This is a genomic window from Desulfonispora thiosulfatigenes DSM 11270, from assembly GCF_900176035.1.
In the GTDB taxonomy this organism is placed as follows: Bacteria; Bacillota; Peptococcia; order Peptococcales; family Desulfonisporaceae; genus Desulfonispora; species Desulfonispora thiosulfatigenes.
Map to the genome: position 1 here is coordinate 66,507 of NZ_FWWT01000006.1, position 19,458 is coordinate 85,964.

Annotated in this window: 20 protein-coding genes; 7 read left to right on the forward strand and 13 right to left on the reverse strand. The window is 30.4% G+C overall.

Translation table 11 applies throughout. The annotated features are described in order from the left end of the window. Positions 1–16: 16 nt before the first annotated feature. A complete protein-coding gene (locus B8965_RS01320; RefSeq protein WP_200805854.1) occupies positions 17–367 on the reverse strand; it encodes a LapA family protein in 351 nt (116 codons plus the stop codon). A 104-nt stretch (positions 368–471) separates the two neighbouring features. Beyond that, positions 472–1,260, reverse strand: coding sequence for a hypothetical protein (locus tag B8965_RS01325; protein ID WP_084052067.1), 789 nt, complete (start codon positions 1,258–1,260; stop codon positions 472–474). A 254-nt stretch (positions 1,261–1,514) separates the two neighbouring features. On the opposite strand from B8965_RS01325, the gene B8965_RS01330 reads away from it, so the two are divergent. Next, positions 1,515–2,858 carry a glycoside hydrolase family 18 protein gene (locus B8965_RS01330; protein ID WP_242941904.1) on the forward strand — a complete coding sequence of 448 codons (1,344 nt, stop codon included), beginning with the start codon at positions 1,515–1,517 and terminating at the stop codon, positions 2,856–2,858. Positions 2,859–2,899: 41 nt separating this feature from the next. Here B8965_RS01330 and B8965_RS01335 read toward each other — a convergent pair whose 3' ends face one another. Then, a complete protein-coding gene (locus tag B8965_RS01335; RefSeq protein WP_084052068.1) occupies positions 2,900–3,811 on the reverse strand; it encodes a diacylglycerol/lipid kinase family protein in 912 nt (303 codons plus the stop codon). Between the two features lie 160 nt (positions 3,812–3,971). Next, on the reverse strand, positions 3,972–4,511 hold the full coding sequence (locus B8965_RS01340; RefSeq protein WP_200805857.1) for a carbonic anhydrase: 540 nt from the start codon (positions 4,509–4,511) through the stop codon (positions 3,972–3,974). Between the two features lie 258 nt (positions 4,512–4,769). On the opposite strand from B8965_RS01340, the gene B8965_RS01345 reads away from it, so the two are divergent. After that, positions 4,770–6,074, forward strand: a complete 1,305-nt coding sequence (locus tag B8965_RS01345; RefSeq protein ID WP_084052070.1) for a DEAD/DEAH box helicase — start codon at positions 4,770–4,772, stop codon at positions 6,072–6,074. A gap of 60 nt (positions 6,075–6,134) precedes the next feature. Here the strand turns inward: B8965_RS01345 and B8965_RS01350 are convergent, their stop codons facing one another. Then, the gene (locus tag B8965_RS01350) at positions 6,135–7,043 is read right to left on the reverse strand and encodes an ATP-grasp domain-containing protein (RefSeq protein WP_084052071.1); all 909 of its coding nucleotides are present in this window, start codon (positions 7,041–7,043) and stop codon (positions 6,135–6,137) included. A gap of 282 nt (positions 7,044–7,325) precedes the next feature. Here B8965_RS01350 and B8965_RS01355 point away from each other — a divergent pair, with 282 nt between their 5' ends. Beyond that, positions 7,326–8,237: an EamA family transporter gene (locus B8965_RS01355; RefSeq protein WP_084052072.1), complete on the forward strand. Its 912-nt coding sequence runs from the start codon at positions 7,326–7,328 to the stop codon at positions 8,235–8,237. A 13-nt stretch (positions 8,238–8,250) separates the two neighbouring features. Here the strand turns inward: B8965_RS01355 and B8965_RS01360 are convergent, their stop codons facing one another. From B8965_RS01360 to B8965_RS01380, 5 genes are all read right to left on the reverse strand, one after another. Continuing rightward, on the reverse strand, positions 8,251–8,493 hold the full coding sequence (locus B8965_RS01360; RefSeq protein WP_084052073.1) for a hypothetical protein: 243 nt from the start codon (positions 8,491–8,493) through the stop codon (positions 8,251–8,253). 82 nt (positions 8,494–8,575) lie between these two features. Then, complete coding sequence (locus B8965_RS01365) at positions 8,576–10,498, reverse strand: [Fe-Fe] hydrogenase large subunit C-terminal domain-containing protein (protein ID WP_084052074.1); 1,923 nt, start codon at positions 10,496–10,498, stop codon at positions 8,576–8,578. Between the two features lie 205 nt (positions 10,499–10,703). Next, a complete protein-coding gene (locus B8965_RS01370; RefSeq protein ID WP_084052075.1) occupies positions 10,704–11,726 on the reverse strand; it encodes an ATP-binding cassette domain-containing protein in 1,023 nt (340 codons plus the stop codon). Then, the gene (locus tag B8965_RS01375; protein ID WP_084052076.1) at positions 11,716–12,420 is read right to left on the reverse strand and encodes a GTP-binding protein; all 705 of its coding nucleotides are present in this window, start codon (positions 12,418–12,420) and stop codon (positions 11,716–11,718) included. The genes B8965_RS01370 and B8965_RS01375 overlap by 11 nt, the downstream gene beginning before the upstream one ends. Then, a complete protein-coding gene (locus B8965_RS01380; RefSeq protein ID WP_084052077.1) occupies positions 12,417–13,661 on the reverse strand; it encodes an ABC transporter substrate-binding protein in 1,245 nt (414 codons plus the stop codon). The genes B8965_RS01375 and B8965_RS01380 overlap by 4 nt, the downstream gene beginning before the upstream one ends. Before the next feature lie 239 nt (positions 13,662–13,900). Here B8965_RS01380 and B8965_RS01385 point away from each other — a divergent pair, with 239 nt between their 5' ends. The 4 genes from B8965_RS01385 to B8965_RS01400 all read left to right on the forward strand — a co-directional run bounded on the left by B8965_RS01385 (position 13,901) and on the right by B8965_RS01400 (position 17,728). Beyond that, positions 13,901–14,842 (forward strand): L-lactate dehydrogenase, encoded by a 942-nt coding sequence (locus B8965_RS01385; RefSeq protein ID WP_084052078.1) that lies wholly within the window; start codon positions 13,901–13,903, stop codon positions 14,840–14,842. 167 nt (positions 14,843–15,009) lie between these two features. Next, a complete protein-coding gene (locus B8965_RS01390; protein WP_084052079.1) occupies positions 15,010–16,503 on the forward strand; it encodes a VanW family protein in 1,494 nt (497 codons plus the stop codon). A gap of 207 nt (positions 16,504–16,710) precedes the next feature. Beyond that, positions 16,711–17,433: an AzlC family ABC transporter permease gene (locus tag B8965_RS01395; protein ID WP_143334184.1), complete on the forward strand. Its 723-nt coding sequence runs from the start codon at positions 16,711–16,713 to the stop codon at positions 17,431–17,433. After that, a complete protein-coding gene (locus B8965_RS01400) occupies positions 17,426–17,728 on the forward strand; it encodes an AzlD domain-containing protein (protein WP_084052081.1) in 303 nt (100 codons plus the stop codon). Before B8965_RS01395 ends, B8965_RS01400 begins: the two co-directional genes overlap by 8 nt. Before the next feature lie 71 nt (positions 17,729–17,799). Here B8965_RS01400 and B8965_RS01405 read toward each other — a convergent pair whose 3' ends face one another. The 3 genes from B8965_RS01405 to B8965_RS01415 form a co-directional block, all read right to left on the reverse strand. Further along, positions 17,800–18,219 (reverse strand): iron-sulfur cluster assembly scaffold protein, encoded by a 420-nt coding sequence (locus B8965_RS01405; RefSeq protein WP_084052082.1) that lies wholly within the window; start codon positions 18,217–18,219, stop codon positions 17,800–17,802. A 124-nt stretch (positions 18,220–18,343) separates the two neighbouring features. After that, complete coding sequence (locus B8965_RS01410) at positions 18,344–18,769, reverse strand: universal stress protein (RefSeq protein WP_084052083.1); 426 nt, start codon at positions 18,767–18,769, stop codon at positions 18,344–18,346. Positions 18,770–18,962: 193 nt separating this feature from the next. Beyond that, on the reverse strand, positions 18,963–19,385 hold the full coding sequence (locus B8965_RS01415) for a universal stress protein (protein ID WP_159446236.1): 423 nt from the start codon (positions 19,383–19,385) through the stop codon (positions 18,963–18,965). Positions 19,386–19,458: the final 73 nt, after the last annotated feature.

Genomic DNA, 19,458 nt, shown 5'->3' on the forward strand with positions numbered 1-19,458 from the left:
CAAATATGTAATATATTTATTCATCTAATTCGGTAGTGTCTACACTTTCTTCTAAACAATTCTCGCTTTCATTTAAAAGATTCTGATTTTTAAGTTCTAATTCTTGCTCTAACTGTTTTTTGTCTTTTTCTAAAATTTCTTTTTCCTGTTTACATTCTTTTAACTTCCTACTTTGTTGATATTGTTTAACTAGACTTAAAAGCAAGGCTATTACTGCACCAAAGGCAGCTGAAATTAAAATTATTAATGCTTGTGATGCTGAGAAATTTACAAATAAAAAGTTAATTTCTACTGTTCCGGAATTTTGAATAGCAAATAAGGCTACTAAAACTGCAAATAATAAAGATAAACTAAATTTCCAATCCATAATATCCCCTCTTTCGTGCATGATTTTAATTGCTTAGTTAAAATTAGTTAGCATAATTATACTTGTGAGGTAAATGTTAGGCAACACTTAGTGAAAAAAAATTGTTAACTTAGTTTTTGATTTAAAAGACGATTGATATAATTCCAATTATCACGTACCACCTTTTCTATTTCTTTTACTTCTTTAAGGTGTGGGATTTTAGGAATCTTTATATTTTTCTGAGGTAAAACTTTGCTAAACCAATCCTTTACTGGTTTATGTAATTCTTTAATTTTTTGACTAACTAGCTTTTCAATTATGAGAAGACTACTATCAATATTATTAATTTCATAAACCCTCCAATAATCCTCTATTTTTTTCATCTTTATTTCTGGTTTTAATTCTTTTTTAAACCTTTTATGATAAATCTTTAAGGTTATTTTTGCCGTATTGCCTTGCTTTTCTATCTTTTCTATCCCTTTATATTGCAAATGTTCTAATCCTGAATCCTGCGCAAAGCTTGTGACAGGTATCTGGGCATTACTTGCTCTAGCATTTTTAATATTCCCACCTGCAACAAAAAGTCTGATTTCATTTTTTGCATAGCTAATAATATTTGGTCTAATTTTCTTAACTATTTCTTTTTCTAACTTTACTGAGCCAAAGCTAATTTTCTTTACTTCCTTTTCTAAGACATAATCAACAAGACGTGTAACGACCCTATCAATATCTACATACTTTTCAAAGGTCGGTAAATCATGTTTTTCTACTGCTTTTGTTATTTTAAGTAATGAATATTGAGGAGTTGTTAAAAAGTACAGATACCCGACTACTAAACTAGTTATTAATACAACTATTAACATAAATATTAATAGTTTCTTTTTGCTTTTTTTATTTGTTCTGGTAGCCCTCATTATATTTTCCTCCTTAGAACATGAAGTTCTAGTAGATAACGACTATGTTTTTATCTTTATTAGGTTTAACCATTACCTACAAATAATTCTAGTTTTATAATAAATCTATCTTTTTCTTAAACATATTCATTGTTATCTGAATATGATAGAGAAGATACTTTAACCTGACTAACTTGGCGTAAGTCTCACGCCTCTTTAGGGGGGAGTCAAACGCCAACTAAGTCATGCATTTGTAGTTCTAGAATTCAGGTGGAGTGGAAGAATCTCCACCTGAATTAAGAACTTACTTCAAAGAAAGGGGTGGTATTTTGCAGATACATGTTGTTAAATCAGGTGATACCTTATGGCAAATTTCTAAAACTTATGGTGTACCACTTAATACTATAATAGAGTCTAATGAAATTCCTAATCCTGATAATTTAGTTATAGGTCAAACAATTGTTGTGCCAACCAAAGGGCAATATCACATAATTAGACCTGGAGAAACACTGTATCAAATAAGTAAGCTTTATAATGTAACTGTGGGGGATATTGTAAATGCTAATGGAATTAAGAATCCTAATCAAATTCCAGTTGGTTTAAGAATTTATATACCTAGAAAACCGCGTCCTACAGTTGATGTTTTATCTTATGTTGATTTAAATATTACTGGTAAAAATACAGTTGCCGAAATTAATAAAGTAGGAGAGCATTTAACTTATCTTAGTATATTTAGCTATATAGTAAATCGTGATGGTACTTTAAAACCTTTAAATGATCAACAGGCGATCAATGCTGCTTATGAAAATAGAATTGTACCTTTAATGGCAATCACTAATATTGAAGGAGGAACATTTAATAAAGAGTTAGCTACTCATATTTTATCTAACGAAGAATTACAAGATAAACTTTTAGCTGAAGTAATTAGAATTATGAAACAAAAAGGATATTTAGGCTTAGATGTAGATTTTGAATATGTGGGTAGAGAAAATCGCGAAAAGTATAAACAATTTTTAAGAAAAGCTTCAAACATATTAAAACAAAATAACTATACTCTTTCGGTTGCCTTAGCGCCTAAATTATCGGATGCACAAACTGGTACTTTATATGAAGGGCATGATTATAAAGGTATTGGTGAAATAGCTGATTTCGTGCTTTTAATGACCTATGAATGGGGATGGTCAGGTGGAGCACCAATGGCAGTATCACCGATAGATCAGGTACGTAAAGTTGTAGAATATGCTCTAACTGTTATTCCAAGTAATAAAGTAATGATGGGCATCCCATTATATGGCTATGATTGGACGCTTCCTTATGTCAAAGGTGGCCAGTGGGCTAGAACCCTAAGCCCAAGAAGAGCCCTACAACTTGCAACTCAATATAATGCAACTATTAAATACGATACTAAATCAGAGGCACCTTATTTTAATTATGTTGATGGAAATAAAAAAGAACATGTGGTTTGGTTTGAGGATGCTAGAAGTATCCAGGCTAAATTTAATTTAGTAAAAGATTTAAAATTACGAGGATTTTTCTATTGGGTATTAGGTAGAGACTTCCCGCAAAACTGGTTATTGGTAGAAGAAAATTTCAATGTTAGAAAAAGAGTAAAAAGCTAGAAAAGGGTGTATATAAAATAAGCTCCTACAAAAGTAGGAGCTTATTTTATAAAAATTTCAAAGGCATTTGGTAATATTTCAAACGTTGCAGGAAACTGACCTGCATATTCTCCATCTACATCTATATCAAATATTTCTTCGTTATAAATTTCTACTACTACTTTTTTCGTTTTAAAATGAATAACATTTGCACTTTGCGTATGCTTACCGCTTATTATTTTCCAAAAAACATCTAGAAATTCTTGAGAAGATTGGAGACTTTTTACTATCATGCAGTCTAAATAACCATCTGTAGCATCTGCTGTGGGTATAGCATTTTTAAAACCACCAATTGAAGATGTATTTGATAATAAAAATAGCATTATTTCTTCTTGTTCTTTGGAGCAGTACTCTTCACTTGTTATTTTTACTTGCATTTTTTTAAATACTTGTTTGGGAAATTGTTTAATTCCTTCAGCAACATAAGCAACACGTCCAAAAATGCTCTTATATTCAATAGGAGTAATATGAGCTACATTACTTAAAAACCCACTTGCTACTACATTCATAAAACACTTATCGTTAACCTTTCCTAAATCAACCTTTTGCGTATTCCAATTATCGATCATATCACAAAACTCTTTAGGGTCTTTAGGTAAGTTCATAATAGTTGCAAAATCATTTACAGTTCCTTCTGCTAGTATCCCTACTGGAATTTTCCTTATACTTTTTGCTATACCTGTACATACTTCATTTACAGTGCCATCTCCACCAGAAACTATGATAGCATCCCATTTCTCATTACATGCTTTTACAGTTTCATAATAGGCATCATCTTTCTTTTTAGTTTGAAACTTATGAATAACATAGCCTCTATCTATTAAAATATTAATTACTAAATTAATTCTTTTTTGAAAATAAGGTACTAAATTTTTCCCTGATGAAGGATTTTCAATAATTTTTACTTTTCTCATTTTCGTCTCCTTATTGTAAAAATAATTCCTGTAAATACAATAATACCTATATTCTACCACAATATGTTGCTTTATGATTAATAATTCATCAGGTATCTTCAAAATATTTTATTTAAAAATAGAACAAGATGCTCCTAAAAGCATCTGTATGTTTTATATCTCAATATTGTATAAAATAAATTAAATTATCATCAATATTATAAAATAAGGGAACCACTTCAATTCCAGGATATTTTGCATTTATCCTTTCAGATTCATTAACAACAAAATCTATTTCATTATCCACTTCATACATAGTAGCAAAGTTCATAAAATGTTCTTCTGCCCTTTCGCGAGTCCATCCCGCTAACTCACATAGACCATTTACAAAGTCTTCTCTCTTAGAAACAAGATTTACCATCCCACAATTATTATGACCAAATAAAACAATATATTTTATTCTCCCAATAGCGATTGCATAGGATACTTTAAATTCACTATAACGTAGATTTCCTCCTCCTGTTCTAATTATATACGCGAAATTAGGAGGCATATTAAGTTGATTTCTATTATCCATACACATTCCAACTAATATTTGAGCTGTATCATATTCTTTAAAAGGCATATTAAAATTATGATACCTGATTAATTCACCTATTGGTGTATCCACATACTTTTTAGGAATGTCTTCTTCTTTTAAGATTTTAATTAAATTCATTATGAATCCCTCCTTAATAAACATGCAAAAGCTAAACTTATTAATAGTAATTTTTCTATCATTATTGTATTTTACCAGCAAACTATCTTTTTAAATACCTTTTTTTAAGATAAATTTACTTAATACAGTATACCCATATAATTTATCAAGTAATAAATCTGGTAATAAATCTAATGAACTTATATCAGTTTATATTTTTAAATAGTATAATGGGTAAGCTAAGTTTAATAAAAGATGACGACAAAGAAAAGGTGGTTACTTATGAATGATTTTTTACAATTAGGTATTAGTACTAAAATAACAGCTAAACTTAAAACTTATGGAATAACCAGTCCTACCCCAGTTCAAGATGAAGCCATTCCAAAAATTTTAGCTGGTCATGATATAGTTGCAAAGGCACAAACTGGAACGGGTAAAACTTTAGCCTTTGTTTTACCAATATTAGAAAAAATAAATACTGAAAGTCCGTACATTCAGGCACTCATTGTTACTCCTACTAGAGAGCTTGCTATTCAAATTACAGCTGAAATTAAAAAATTAATCTCTACGATTAATAGTAATGTCTTAGCTGTTTACGGTGGACAAGATGTCGAAAGACAAATAAAAAAACTAAAAGGACAAACAAGTGTCGTTGTAGCTACCCCGGGGAGAATGTTAGATCATTTAAGACGTGGCACTATTGACTTATCTAAGGTTAAATATTTTGTATTAGATGAAGCTGATGAAATGCTACGTATGGGATTTTTACCTGATGTAGAAGAAATAATTAATCATCTTAATATCAAAAGACAAACTATGTTATTTTCTGCAACTATGCCTAAAGAAATACTTTCTCTTTCTAAAAGATACACTGTTAATCCTATAAACATAATTATAAAAAGTAATAATATTACTTTAGATAATGTAGTGCAACTTGCTGCTGAAACTAGTGATCGTGGTAAATTTGGAGTGCTTTGTACTATGCTAGATAAATACTCGCCCTATTTAACAATAGTTTTTTGCCGAACTAAACGACGCACGTCAGCTCTTAACGAGAAACTGCTAGCACATGGATATGATTCAGATGAACTTCATGGTGACCTCTCCCAGGCTAAAAGAGAAAGAGTTGTTAAAAACTTTAAAGATGCCAAATTAGTAATTTTAGTAGCAACTGATGTAGCTGCAAGAGGACTAGATATTGAAGGAGTAACTCATATCTTTAACTACGATATTCCAGCAGATGCCGAAAGTTATATTCATCGCATCGGTAGAACAGCTAGAGCTGGAAATGATGGGCATGCAATTACCTTTTACACACCTAAAGATAGGTCATATTTAGATACTATCGAAAGAGGAATTAAAACGCAAATTAAACGAATTAATGTAACGCCTAAAGAAGAACAAACAAGTGAACAAAATATTAGTAGTCCAAGTCCAAGAAAAGAAAAATATTCACCTCATAAAAAAAGAGATAATAATACTAAAGAAAGTGGCCGCAAATTCGGATCTAAATCTAAACCTTCTTTTAAAGAACAAAAGGGTAAAAGAAGTAATAATAACAGTGGTAGAAGAACGAGAGATAAATAAAAAAGTGGCGCCGTTTCAATTTAGAAATTACTTTCTAGTTTGAGATAGCGCCTTTTATCTTTACTTAAAATGACCCATTCTGATTCTTAGATAATTAAAAACTTCTAACGGAATATTGACATTACAACAAGACTCTAATCCTTCAAACCCAGGAGAAGAATTTACCTCGCAAATTTTAAAATGATCACCATCAAATAACAAGTCAACTCCTGCTATATCTAATCCCGATATACGAGCTGCTTCTGTTGCAAGCCATGCTATTTCGGGAGTTATTTCATAAGATCCTACACTTCCACCACTTGAAAAATTAGCCTTAAATCCATCTTCAACTGCATTTCTTTCCATGCAGGCAATTGCCCTACCCCCTATGGTAAATACTCTTAAATCTTTACCATAACTATCCTCAATAAATTCTTGTAGAATTACATTGAAAGCACTATTAGTAGCTTCAATTAAATGCATTAAATCAACAAATGATTTTTTATTATCTGATAAAAATACACCTTTTCCTTGTGAGCCTGATAATGTTTTAATTACAACAGGAAAACCTATGAATTTTTCTACTAAATCTTCATTTACTGGAAACTTAACTAACATAGTCTTTGGAACTGGTAAATTTTTCTCCGCTAATATTTGTTGAGAAAACAATTTATCCTTTACTATTTCAGTTGCTGCTGAAGTGTTAAAACAAGGCACACCTAATCTTTCTAGATGCCTTATTACGGCCAAAGCAAAATAGGTTGTCCCAGCCCCCATGCGAGGTAACACAAAATCAGGTAATGGTGAAATTTGACCATCAACTAAAATACTTTTTCTATCTTCGCGTGTAACCATTAAATCTATTTGATCCGGAGATAAAACGTCAATTTCTATATCCATTTTTTCTGCTTCTTCCACAAAGCGATTTATCTCATACATTTCTGGTTTTAAATCTACTGTTGTTTGTTTGTATAAAATCCAGCCTTTCAAACAAATAACTCCTTTCAATTTAACTGTTTAAGTTAATAAAAATATATTTTTACATACTAATATAGTTTATATTTATCTAACTAAATAAACAATATAAAAATTATGCTCTTTTGGTAAAGTTTTCGATATTTTATTTTCTAACAAGATTCAGATAATACCCCTATTTGTTTCCTTATTTCTATTAAAATGTTATAATTTTATGTTAGTAGTGTTAAATTATGATGTTAGTAAAGTTTTAACATTATGTAAGTGATATATTAAATAATATTTGAGGTGCGATAAATGAAATATGCAATTTTAGTTTTTCTAGCTGGGTGTAGTTATGGTATGTTATCTACCCTAGTTAAACTAGCGTACGGATTAGGTTTCAATGTAAGTGAAGTAGTTGGAGCGCAATATTATTTTGGACTTTTAGTTTTAAGTATTATTATGATTTTTATGCCTAAAACCAAACTTAATCTTAAAACTGCTTTGTCTCTCATGTTAGTCGGAGCATTTACAGCTTTAACTGGTATTTTTTATTCCTATGCCTTAAAATTGGTTTCTGCTACCCTTGGGGTGGTACTTTTATTCCAATTTACTTGGATAGGTGTTTTGATTGAAGCAATTGTAGATAAGACATTCCCAAGCCGAGCAAAATTACTTTCCCTCCCTTTCTTATTTATGGGCACATTAATGGCAGGTGGAGTTTTTGCCCTTGAAAAAATGGAGTTTAATTTGTTAGGTACTTTATTTGGACTACTTGCTGCTTTAACCTTTGCAACATTCATATTTCTTGCAAGTAGAATAGCAATCGATCAGCCAACCTTTACACGAACTTATTGGATAGCCCTAGGAGCTGTATGTTTAGTTACTATTGTTTACCCTCCTAAGTTTTTAGTCAATGGTGCTTTGGTTAATGGTTTATTTAAATATGGTCTAGTACTTGGAGTCTTGAGCCCCGCTATTGCGCCCCTTTTATTTGCTATGGGTGCTCCAAAAACCGGCAGTGGTTTAGCTACTATTTTAAGCTCTTCAGAACTACCTGTAGCAATCTTAATGTCTTCTTTAATTTTAAGAGAACAAGTTTCACTAGTACAATGGTTAGGAATATTTACTATTCTTTTAGGGATAGCTAGCCCCTATATTTATTCTTATTTTAAACAGCAATATACTTCTAAATCCCTCTTAGAACTTGAAAAGCAACCACATTAGTGGTTGCTTTTTTTTACTCACATTCAATTTTTTCTTTCAACTGCATAACTTCCATATGTGTTCTATGTAGAGTCATATACATATTTTGCAAAAGCATATTCATTTGCATTAATTGCATCTGCACTGGATCCATTTCTTCATTTCCTGGTTGCATACAACCCATTTGATACATTTGGTACATTGGATACATACCCATATGATACATCGGATACGTACCCATGCCCATATTATTCATCGGATCGTTATTATTATACACTTCAATCCCTCCAAATCATTATTCCCTTTAGAATATGCTAGAGGGTCTCAAAGTGTTACACTTTTTAAAATATTTTTAATTATTAAATTTTATCTCCATCAAATCCCTCAACTATATTTTCCGTAATACTAAACATTTGTTCTGTTCCAGCACTAGCTTCTTGAATAGATCCAGAAATATTATTGACAGCTTCAGTGATTTGCCCAATTCTTTTATCAAGTTCTTCAGATAAACCTAAAATATTCTGCAAAATTGGTAGTATCTTTTGATTATTTGAGTCAATTGATTCTGTATGAGCTTTAGAGTTATCTGCTAATTTACCAATTTCTTTTGCAACAACAGAAAATCCTTGACCATGTTCTCCAGCTCTTGCACTTTCAATGGAAGCATTAAGAGAAAGTAAGTTTATATCATCAGTTATTTTTGAAATTGCTGTAGTTGAATTTAAATATTCTGCAATACTACTATCAATATTATCAATAAACTTTCTAAGTTCAGCCGAAGAAGAAAATAAATTACTAGTTTCTGAGCTTATTTTGTCTATATCTTTAACATTTTCCGTATTAGCATGAGATAATTCATTTAAGGAAGCATAGATTAACTCAATATTTTCTTTTAAAAGTTTTGCTCTATATTCTTTCTCTTCATTCATCGCGTGCATTTCTTCTAGCATATCCTGAATTTTCTCATTATTTTCTTGTAATTCTTTTCTTTCTCTTTCTACAATCTTTTTATCATATTGCACGCAATTATCTTCAAAATTGTTATTAAAAAATATAGCAGTTGCCATATCCTTACACGTATCATAGCCACAAGCCATACAATCTATAGTCTTTTCATAATCTTCATACTTATATAATCTTTCAAAAACCTGATTTAACTCAGAATTAGAAATTACCTTGCGTTGAATTTTTTTATTTGTATAATTTCTTTTAAAACTATCTAACTTAAGGGTTTTATCAAAATAAGTAAATAAATTATATGTTTTCTTAAAACGACCCTTAATTTGGTTTATTACATTTTTCTTTTCCTCATACATAACAAAATCAGTGTCATCAATACTTATGTCGTTTTTAGTGCCTGTTCCGTAGTTACACCCTTTTTCACAATTAAGAATATCAATTAAAAGTGGCGTAGGTTTATTTTGTGCTACCCTTTCTTTATATAAATCTAAGTATTTATAAGCAGTAGTTTGTCCTTCTACTTGTCTTACTAATGCTCCGGGAACATGATGCTCTATATTTTCTCTTAATCCACCTGGCTTTGAAAAAATAGATCCGAGCCCATAACCTGGGTCATCAAAATCTTGCTCAGGAAAAGAATCAAGGTTGATATTATTATTTTTTAGATAATTTATGAGTTTTGTCATTGTAACATTATATTTAATATATCCTTTTGTATTTACATCATCAATTTCAATTTTTTTAGCTACACAAGGTGAGATAAAGGCTAGTTCTTCTGTAATACCAGAGTAGTCTTTCATATATACAGCTGCACACATCATTGGAGAATGGACAGGTGCTAATTTTTGTATTAATTCAGGCGAATATTTTTCTATATAATTAACCACAGCTGGACAGGGCTGAGCAATTGTACCGCTCACATTATTTTCAGTTATATATTTCAAATAAGCCCATACCGTAATTTCGGCACCAAAAGATGTATCGTAGATTTTTTTTATACCTTTACTTTTTAAAAATCCTAACACTCGTTTATAATTTCGCGGGAAATTTGTTCTGATAGAAGGGGCTACAATAATAGAAATAGATTTTCCTTGTTTTAAACTATCAAAAAAGTCTTGTGTATCATCATAGTAATCTCTGACATTCCATTTACAAATTTCGATACAATGACCACAAGCGATACAGTAGTCAGGATTTATGTGAATCATGTTTTGTCCATTTTCTTTAGTTGCATAGTTAGCCTCTGGTATCGGGCATCCAGTAATACAACGATTACAACCTATGCAGTTCTCACTTTTTGTGTACACTAACACTTTTCCCATTTTTTATCCCTCTCTTGCTATTTTTTTGCGTTATCAAGTTATTACTTAGCCTTCATCATACCAAATAACCTTCCATAATTACAACAATTTTACACAATAATGCAGACTTAACCAAAATACTTACCTTTGATTAAATCTGCTTTAATTATTTCTACATTCTTTTCTTATTTCCTGGGAAAAGTTTAATTATTTCCTGGGAATTTGTCTACTCAAAAAAACTTTTATCAATATTTTCACCGAGTCTCAATTTATTTCTCATATTTTGTATTATATTATCCATTTTAGCAAGTTCTACTAGCATTTCCTTTTCTTCAGGGCTTGTTTCAATAACCTTGTGAATTCCACCATTTTTAATTACTATTCTTTTATCTGCTATTAAAGCCAAGTTAGGATCATGCGTAGCCATTAAAACTATTTTTTCTTCACTAACTAATAAGCCTAAAGCTTTTTTTCTATCAATTCCTGCATTTTCTATTTCATCAATTAAAACTATAGGTGACCTACTTAAAATAGCGGTATCTGCAATCATTAACGCTCTGGATTGTCCACCACTTAAACTAGTTATATGTGTATCTAAATTAAATTTCTCTCCTGCTAAATTATTAGCAGCTTCTATTATTCTGCCAATTACTTCTTCTTCATTTTCTACTAATCTACTTTTAGCATGTAATTCTAAGAATTCTCTTACAGTTAAGTCCATGATAAAGTTCATATTTTGTGATAACTGAGCTACTAATTTATTTCCTGAGGAAAAACGCCATTTCTTATCAGGAACTTCTTCATTAATTAAGATGCTTCTACCTGTTGGGGTATCCTTTTGAGCTGTAAATTCAATATCCGCTAATAATCTACTTTTTCCAGATCCAGTTGGACCTACAATAGAAACAATTTCACTTTTATTTATCTTTATTTGTTCAAAGTTCTCTGCTTCTCCAGACTTATTAAAACCTGCGATTATGGTTAAAGAATTCACTATATTTTCTTCTTTTACACCTAAAAATTCCAGCATTTGATTAATATATACTTCCAAGCCTTCGATGAGCTTTTCTTTATCAATAGCCCAATCTTCTATTTCTTCTTCTGTAAAATGATCTAAATATTCTATATAAGTTTTTTCCTCAAACCCTTTAGTCTCTATTTTATTTTCTGTGAAAAAATTAATAATAAAAGGATACTCAGCAATAAGATCTTTAATTTTTGAAGTTTCAATTATATATCTATTTATCATCATTATCACCTAATTCTATTTTCCTAATATTTCCTTTCTGGTATGCATCTCCCACTCTAGTTTCACCTAAGCAGTAAGAGCACATCGCAGCAGGCATCGGAAACTTTAACTGCTTTCCTTGCACCGTTTCTACATTAATTTCCGGGTCGTATAAAAGCGTACTTAATTCATAAGATCCTTGTCCTGTTAATCCATTTATATGCATAATTATTGCTTTGGGATTAACAGAGTTTACTTTTGAAGCATAAACTTCTCTTTCTGCCTGAGAAACTATATCGCCTTTAGTAATAATCACTATATCTGCTGATTTCAGCAAAGGTCCTATTTTTCTTGGAGTATTTATACCACTTAAATTGTCTATAATACATACAGCTTTAATGTCTTGTAAATACGGAGAACAACGATTACATAAACCCGCACTTTCAGTAATTAAAATATCTAATTTTAACTTTTTACCCCATTGCACTACTTCTTCGATATTACTTACGAAATAATGATCTGGACATAAGGCTCCAGATAAACCTTTTTTGACAGGGATTCCAGCTTTTTCATAAATTAAATCATCATCTGTATATAAACAGTCAAACTTTACTACTCCAACAGATAAATTTCTTTGTCTAAAGGCATCAATAGTTTTGACAATTACAGAAGTTTTACCTGATGATGGAGGTCCAGAAATGGTTATTAAATTCATATTTTCCCCTCCCCAACTGATTCATGGAATATTTTTTCACATTTTTTAATTAATTCACCAATATCATTATTTTTAATAAAATCCCATCCAAGCCACATATACTTGTTTTCTTTTGGAATTCTATTATCAACCTCAGGGCTTATACTTGGGAATAAACCATTATGCGCTAAAATTTCGCCTACTTGTTTAGATGCTAAAAAATTTATATAAGGCTTTAATTCTTTTTCTTTAGCCTTTTTACTTAATAAGAAAATCGGACTAATAATTGCTCCATCTTCTGGCCAAATGGCTGTCATTGGGCCGTTTTGTTTAGTCATTTTAGTAAAGAAATAAGGCATAATAGTTACCGCTGGTTTAGAAGTTTTCTTCATATGAGATTTCACCATTTGAACTGGATGCATATTTACTAATAAACATTCGCCTAAATTTCTTATTCCTTCTTCTCCATACTTTTTATATATGTTTAAAATAATAGCATTAAATAAATCAAAATCACCAATAGGTAAACTTACACTATTTTTAAATTCCGGCTTAAAAATATCGTCCCAGGTTTTTGGGATTTCTCTGCCATTTAATTCTTCTGTATTAATTAAAAACACAGCAGGTACAACTCCGATTAGAGAATACTGTCCATCAGGGTCTCGTAAACTAATTTCCTCATTTTCAAAATCAGTATTTAACTTTTCAAAACCTGTCAAGTCTTTAAAGACACCTTTACTTTTAAATTTACCCATTAACTTTTTATCAAAAAATAAATCAAATCCCGCAGAAATGAAAATATCGGAAATAACTTCATCACTTTCTACATTTTCAATTGCTTCTTTTATCCAATCAACGCCTACAGAAGCTGCTTTTAAATCATAATTAACATTTTTATTTACTCCTTCTGTTTCTTCAAGCCATTTAGAAAAGGATTCCATTAAAGGAATTCTAACTGGGCATGGTAGTACTCCTTGAATATTTATATCCGCTTTTGTATTTTCTTCAGACTTTCCTATATTCATATTAGAGGCATCCTTCTTTTGTTCAATGGCTTCTACTAAACGATCCGTAAACACCTCTAAATTTATTTTTTTAAGCTTTAATGCTATTTCCAAGGAAATGCTTTTACCTACTAATTCCCTTTGTACAGGATCCTTCATATTTTCAAATCCTATAGACACAAATAAGTCAATCACCTCAGGATGTTTTTGAGTTATATCAAATAAACTCTCACTCGAATTAAAGTATTTGTTTTCCATAATACTCCTCCTCAGAATTATTCTTGGTCTTATGATACCTCTTTTAACCCTAACTTAATATGATAAATATCACACAATAGATAAATAATATTTCATTTTTCAAATAATTTTGTATAAAATTATTTATAATTACTAGTTCTTATATACTTTGCATTTAAGTATATAATTATTAATTATTTAAATAGCTTATTAAATTATTCTTTTTATGATTTAATTAGACAATTAGGAGGTATTTTTATATGAATAGTTCACGTAAGGTTTCAGTAATTGGTGCAGGAGCAGTAGGGTCTCAAGTAGCATTTTCTTTAATGCTCTCTAAATTAGCTCAAGAAATTGTTTTAGTTGATGTTAATGCTGAAAAAGCAAAAGGAGAAGCAGTAGATTTAGCCCATGGTACTCCTTTAGTAGCTCCAATGAAAATTTCTCATGCAGATTTTTCCTTAATTAAAGATTCAGACATTATTCTTTATGCTGCTGGTGTTGGAAGAAAACCTGGAGAAACCAGACTAGATTTAGTAAATAAAAATTTATCTATCTTAAAAACTACATTACCAAAAATTGAAGAATACGCACCTAATAGTATTTTAGTTATTATTGCTAATCCGGTTGATATTTTAACTTATGCTACTTTAAAATTATCTAATTTCCCTCCAAATAGAGTAATAGGTTCGGGTACAGTAATTGATAGTAATCGTTTACGCTATTATATCGGTGATTATTTAAAAATCAATCCTAGTAATGTAGAAGCTCATATTGTTGGTGAGCATGGTGCTTCAGCTGTTCCTTTATGGTCTGATGCAAAAATTCAAGGTTTTAATATTGACGAATTTGCTAAAAACCTTGGCTATGAATTTGATGACAGTATTAAACAAAATCTCGTAGATCAAACTAAAAATTCTCCTGCTGAAGTTATCAAAGGTAAAGGAGCAACAAACTTCGCTATAGCTGTAAGTGCCACTGAAATAGTAAGAGCTATTTTAAATAATGAATCTACCCTTTTACCTGTTTCGACTTATATCGATGGTGCTTATGGTATTAATGATGTATGTTTAAGCTTACCAACCTTACTTGATAATACGGGAGTTAAGTCTGTCTTTAATGTAGAAATGAATGAACAGGAATTAAAAGATTTAAAATCTTCTGCTGAAGCTTTATCTAAAGTCATTTCTGATATTTTTTAATTTTCCATCATTTTAATAATTCCCACAAAATCTATAAATCATACATTCATTAAGAATATGCTGAGAGGTTCAGCATATTTTTTTATGCAAAATTTACTACTATTTATTTTCTACAGGCATACAATTATTATGTATTCTATTTAGAATTTTGAGGATGGTGGGAATCTTTGCGTAAAAATAAGGATAATTTTAGAATTTATATTATTGTTTTTTTAGTTTTGTTTTTTTCCGCCTTACATACTCTAACCCTACTATTTATCCCACCTAATATGCAGGTTAACAACATTAAATTAGGTATGGTTAAAAAAAGTGAGTTAGATTCAGTATTAGAAAAAACACTTTCTAATTTCGAGCAAAATAAGGTACACATTACTTATAAGGATCAAAGCAAGACCTATACCCTTTCTGACTTAGGTATCTCAGTTGATAGATTAAAAACCAAACAAGAAATTTTAGCTGCTTCTAAACCAAATATTATAAATTTCTTTACTACTTTAAAAGATGGTAAGGAATTCAAACCCTCTTGTGTAACTAATACCGAAAAATTTTATGATTCCTTAGAAATATTTGAAGATAATACAGCTAAAAAACCAATCAATGCTTATTACAAATATCAACATGGTAAAGTAGTAATTGTTAATGAAGTACCAGGTTATATTCTAGCTAAGGATAACCTATTACAAGAACTACTTGATGACCCTTTTAAAGAAAATTTAGAATTGTCATTAAGTTTGGAATATGTACAACCTGAGATCACTAAAGAAATCTTAAATACGCAAGGTGTCAACGAAATAGTGTCATCATACAGGACTTCATTTAATCCTTCTAATAAATCTAGGAGCACTAATTTACAACTAGCTGTTAATGCAATTAATGGAACCGTTATAGCTCCTAATGAAATTTTCTCCTTTAATAATGTTGTAGGTCAACGAACTGCTCAAAGAGGATATCAAAACTCAATAGTTTTTGAAAATGGAATAATGGTTAGTGGGTTAGGTGGAGGTATATGTCAGGTTTCAACTACCCTCTATAATGCTGTATTACTAGGAGATTATAAAATAATTGAAAGAAGTAACCATAGTATAACCATTCCCTATGCTGATCCAAGTCGTGATGCTACAGTAGCCTGGGGATATCAAGATTTTAAGTTTCAAAATCAAACAGATAGGCATCTTTTTATTCACAGTGAAGTTCAAGGAAATCAAGTAGTGTTTAATATTTTTAGTACGAAAGTTCCCAATAAAAAGGTCACTTTAGAATCGGTAGTTATTTCTAGAGAGTCTAATAAATGTAGATCCAAATTAATTAAAAAGGTATATTATAACAATAATCTTTCTCATACTTATACAGTTTCTACTGATACCTATAAACTTTCTTCATCACCATCGTTAAAACCTGATAAGCCTAAGAAAACTATAAAAGAAACAATGAGCACCGAAAATATAAGAAGTAATATTGTAAGCGCACCTAAATCAACTAATAAAACTGAAGTACAAAGTAATGAATCCAAAAACACTCAAAAACCAGCAGAACCACCTACTCCTATGGAACAAAAGGAACCACCAAAACCTGTAGAACCTAAAGAGCAAAAAGAAAACAACACTTTACCTAAAACAAACGACACCTTAAATCAAAATGAGCCTACTCAAAGTGAAGATTAGAAATACCTGAACTATTAGAGTGCTTAGAACCAATTAATTATTGGTCTAAGCATTTTTTTATTTCATCATAGAATAAAGCAAAGAAAATTTAATTATTCATAATTTTTTAATCAGACAATATTGATTATAATCTTTGTATATAGTAATATATTCCTGGTGAATTATTTGTTTTCACTATAAATATATTCAAAGAACGAAGGTGTAGCATTGAACGAGCAACAATCGCAAAATGACTTTAAATCTGGAGCTAAAAAAGGAATTCCGATTGCTTTAGGATATCTGCCTATTGGTTTTACCTTTGGTCTTATAGCAACTTCTAGCGGAATAGCAGACTTTCTCGTAATTTTAATATCTCTTACTAACTTTTCAGCAACAGGACAATTTGCTAGTGTGAATTTATTAAGTATGGGGGCTTCTGTTTATGAAATTGCAATGACAACCTTCATTATAAATTCCAGATATGCATTAATGTCATTATCTTTAGCACAAAGAATACACCCTTCTGTATCTCGTAAAATAAGAAGCCTATTAGCTATTGGAATTACAGATGAGGTGTTTACCGTAGCAGCGGTTCAAAAAGAAAAAACCTTAAATACAAGCTTTCTCTTTGGTTTAGAGTTAGTTTCATTATCAGGTTGGGTTTTAGGAACTACCATGGGAGTTTTTTTATCAGGATATTTTCCACTGGATCTACGAAATGCTATGGGAATAGCTTTGTATGCAATGTTTATTGCTATTTTAGTTCCAGCTACAAAAAGTTCAAGACCAGTACTTATTATTTGTGCTATCTCAATTGCTATTACATCCATTATTACCTGGATTCCTATTTTTAGCTTTATTTCAGCAGGTTTTAAAATTATCATTGCAACCATTATTGCGGCTACCATTGGAGCAATATATTTCCCTAAGGAAGTGAATGAATATGAATAAAGTAGTCCTCACAATTATTTTCATGACTGTTGTTACTTATATACCAAGATTTATTCCTATTACTTTTTGTCGTGGTCAGCTTAATTCAAAATTTTTAAATTCCTTTTTATATTACGTTCCTTATGCTGTATTAGGTGCTTTGATATTTCCAGATATTTTAAACTCTACCCCACATACTATATCTGCAGTTATTGGGGGAATTAGTGCAATTATTCTTGCTTTTATGAATAAAGGTTTAATGACGGTAGTAATTGGGGCAATTGCTGTTGTTTATATTTGTGAAAAATTAATCTAGAAATACTTAATACAAAAGGATGGCACTGAAAACCTTATGATTCTCAGTGCCTTCTTATTAAAATGAATCTTTTATTTTTTTGTATTTTTATAATTATTAATTGCATCATGTAGCGCATTAGTAGCTAAAACTGCACAGTGTACACTATCCTCTGGAAACCCTCCTAATTCCTCTAAAACTATCACAGGAGTAATTAAAAGAGAATCATTAATACTCTTACCCTTAGCTAACTCAGTGGTCATGCTACCCGCTGCAACCGTTGTCCCACATCCATCTGTCATAAAAGAAATCTTTTCAATCAAATCATCTTTTATTTTAAGCCAAATTTTTATACTATCACCACAATCACCAGTAATAAAACCTACATTACCATCCTCTTCCATAGGCCCTAAATTTCTTGGCTTACTCATATGATCAACTGCTACCTCGCTAAACTCAGACCAAATTTCCTCTTCTACTTCTTTTATAAAATCATCTAAACTTGAATTCATTTTATCCAAACCCCTTTATTAAGAACATATGATTATTATATTCTTTAAAAATAACGACTGTCAATATAACAAAAAAAAAGCATAAACTCTCAGATAAGAGTCTATGCCTATGTAATTTCTATATTTATCTAACAACCATAACCGGTACTTTTGCATAATGTACAACTCTATTTGTTGTACTTCCCATAAGGAATCTTTTTGACGCTGACATTCCATGCGTACACATAATAATTAAGTCAAAGTTTTCTTCTTCAGAATATTTAATTATATTTTCAGATGGAGTGCCCCAAAGAACTTTAGTCTCTATTTCTATTTCTGTACCGTCAAAAAACTTTTTAGCATTGTTTAAAATCTCAAGACTTTCTTTTTCAAAAAATTCACTATCTGGTAAAAGTTTTGTTGCGTAGCCTACATTATGCATTTTTTGATGCATTTCAATAACTTGTACAATAACTAATTTGGCTCCTAACTTTTCAGCAAATTCTTTTGCAATACCAAAACTCTTTTGACTAGTTGTAGAACGGTCAATAGGTAATAATATTTTTTTCATATAAGTGCCTCCTTACAAAACTTTGTAATATCTAAATTATTATCCATTATAACTAAAGGTAATGATAAATACTAGCTATTTTTGCAAAAAAAATGAATAATCAGTCTAGTAACTTTTATTATTAAGTTATTTTTAATATCATTTACCATTACCCTTTTTAATATATTTATACTTATTAATAACAAATCACCATTTATCTTAACACTAAAACTGGTACCTTCGCATGATGAACTACCTTATTAGTTACACTTCCTAATAGGAATCTCTTAGGTAAAGACATCCCATGAGTACACATCATGATCATATCACAATTTTCTTTTTCACATCTATCCAAGATTATATTAGCTGGTTTTCCTAATTCTATAATAACGTCTACCTTAATCCCATTATCTGTTAAAAACTCTTTTGGTACATCTATAAACTCTTGATAAGCTTTATCAAAATCATCATTTGGTACTGCACCTGCTTCCAGAGAAACAGTATAAGAATTAAAATCGTATTCTATTACATGTAATAGCAAAATTTCTGCTTTAAACTTACTTGCTATATTTTTAACACTTTCCAAGTGTAAAGCGCATAACCCTCCACTATCAATCGGTAATAATATTTTATACACTTTAATCCTCCTCACAATTTTGCATAATAATATAGTGTATTAAAACAATTCATAAAAAGGTCTTAAATTCCAA

Bases quoted from the DNA above. Each gene is read 5' to 3' on its own strand.
- B8965_RS01320 (WP_200805854.1), bottom strand. From the start codon at position 367: ATGGATTGGAAATTTAGTTTATCTTTATTATTTGCAGTTTTAGTAGCC.
- B8965_RS01325 (WP_084052067.1), bottom strand. From the start codon at position 1,260: ATGAGGGCTACCAGAACAAATAAAAAAAGCAAAAAGAAACTATTAATA.
- B8965_RS01335 (WP_084052068.1), bottom strand. From the start codon at position 3,811: ATGAGAAAAGTAAAAATTATTGAAAATCCTTCATCAGGGAAAAATTTA.
- B8965_RS01345 (WP_084052070.1), top strand. From the start codon at position 4,770: ATGAATGATTTTTTACAATTAGGTATTAGTACTAAAATAACAGCTAAA.
- B8965_RS01355 (WP_084052072.1), top strand. From the start codon at position 7,326: ATGAAATATGCAATTTTAGTTTTTCTAGCTGGGTGTAGTTATGGTATG.
- B8965_RS01365 (WP_084052074.1), bottom strand. From the start codon at position 10,498: ATGGGAAAAGTGTTAGTGTACACAAAAAGTGAGAACTGCATAGGTTGT.
- B8965_RS01370 (WP_084052075.1), bottom strand. From the start codon at position 11,726: ATGATAAATAGATATATAATTGAAACTTCAAAAATTAAAGATCTTATT.
- B8965_RS01375 (WP_084052076.1), bottom strand. From the start codon at position 12,420: ATGAATTTAATAACCATTTCTGGACCTCCATCATCAGGTAAAACTTCT.
- B8965_RS01380 (WP_084052077.1), bottom strand. From the start codon at position 13,661: ATGGAAAACAAATACTTTAATTCGAGTGAGAGTTTATTTGATATAACT.
- B8965_RS01385 (WP_084052078.1), top strand. From the start codon at position 13,901: ATGAATAGTTCACGTAAGGTTTCAGTAATTGGTGCAGGAGCAGTAGGG.
- B8965_RS01400 (WP_084052081.1), top strand. From the start codon at position 17,426: ATGAATAAAGTAGTCCTCACAATTATTTTCATGACTGTTGTTACTTAT.
- B8965_RS01405 (WP_084052082.1), bottom strand. From the start codon at position 18,219: ATGAATTCAAGTTTAGATGATTTTATAAAAGAAGTAGAAGAGGAAATT.
- B8965_RS01410 (WP_084052083.1), bottom strand. From the start codon at position 18,769: ATGAAAAAAATATTATTACCTATTGACCGTTCTACAACTAGTCAAAAG.